The sequence below is a fragment of the Oleiphilus sp. HI0079 genome, assembly GCF_001635105.1.
The window spans coordinates 1-1,185 of record NZ_LWFT01000056.1; the positions used below are offsets into that span (position 1 = coordinate 1).

The following is a 1,185-nucleotide window of genomic DNA, read 5'->3' on the forward strand; positions in this document are numbered from 1 at the left end:
ATGCTCGAGTTGTTCGAGAGCCTCACGAATTTCTGCAAAAAAGACGGCTGTGTATCGCTTCGCTATAAAGCGATCCCTCATGTTTTTCAACGCTCGATGTATCAAGATGATTTGTATGCCCTGATGAAAGAAGGTGCAACTTTGTCGCGCAGAGACCTATCAAGCGTGATCGATCTCAAGGCTCGCCCAAAGATCTCAAAAGGCCGGAAATGGTTAATAAACAAAGCAAAGAAAGAGTCTGTTACCGTAAGCAAATCGCAAGACTGGCAAGCATTTCATGCTCTACTTAGTAGCGTACTATCCAAGCATGGTGCGAGCCCCGTCCACAGCGCCGCAGAACTCGAATACCTACATTCATGCTTCCCTGAAAATATCTCTTTGGAGATGGCAGAACAGAATGGCACCCTGATGGCAGCCACCTTACTGTTCAAATTCAATAATATTACGCACACACAATATATGGCCACCTCAGACGAAGGAAAGGCCGTGGGGGCCCTCGATTTTCTGATAGAAAACTGTATCCAAGATGCCATGTCACAAAACCAACAATATTTTAGCTTTGGCATCTCTACCGAAGAGAACGGAACCATCCTTAACGGCGGCCTAATTGCGCAAAAAGAGAGCTTTGGTGGTAGAGGGTTAGCGATCGATACTTACACGTTGCCATTAGACAGCGCGAAATCCGTTTAAACCGATTAGCACAAGCCCGAAACAACTAGCCGAACAACGTTTCGCCCTAGGCCTACTTTCTAAGCTTCTTATAAGCTTTCCATACAGGCTTGATTGGCACGCCTGAGAGAATGGCGCGCAGTACATCTGAAAAGGAAGGCGCTTGCTCTAGGGCTGAGAGCCACATTACATACCTGTTTCTGCGCATGAGCAGCTTCGAGATGTATTTTTTGTCCTTGCGTGGAGCCGCGTCTAAATCACTGAGATGGCACTTTATGTCGCTCACCTCACGCTTGGCATCCGTGACTAAGCGGTAAAGCTGGTCATCTTTTGCGACGTCATCATAAAAAGAAACCCCGATACCGACGCGGTATTTTAAGAGTGACGTGTGAAGGTAACAGATGTTTCCCAAACAAAGCGCTCTAAATGTATTAACCCTGTCATCATTGATTATATAGCTTGGTATTCGACCAAAATGGTTAAACACCTGCGAATGATACGCGGGGCAACATCCAT

General features: G+C 46.3%; 2 protein-coding genes. One reads left to right on the top strand and one right to left on the bottom strand.

Annotated elements, in window-relative coordinates; translation table 11 throughout:
* The coding region (locus A3750_RS00875) for a GNAT family N-acetyltransferase (protein WP_068547942.1) at positions 1–690 on the top strand (690 nt) is incomplete at its 5' end.
* Between the two features lie 52 nt (positions 691–742).
* Here A3750_RS00875 and A3750_RS00880 read toward each other — a convergent pair.
* Positions 743–1,185, bottom strand: a 443-nt coding sequence (locus tag A3750_RS00880; RefSeq protein ID WP_231871657.1) for a hypothetical protein, incomplete at its 5' end; no start/stop codon positions are given.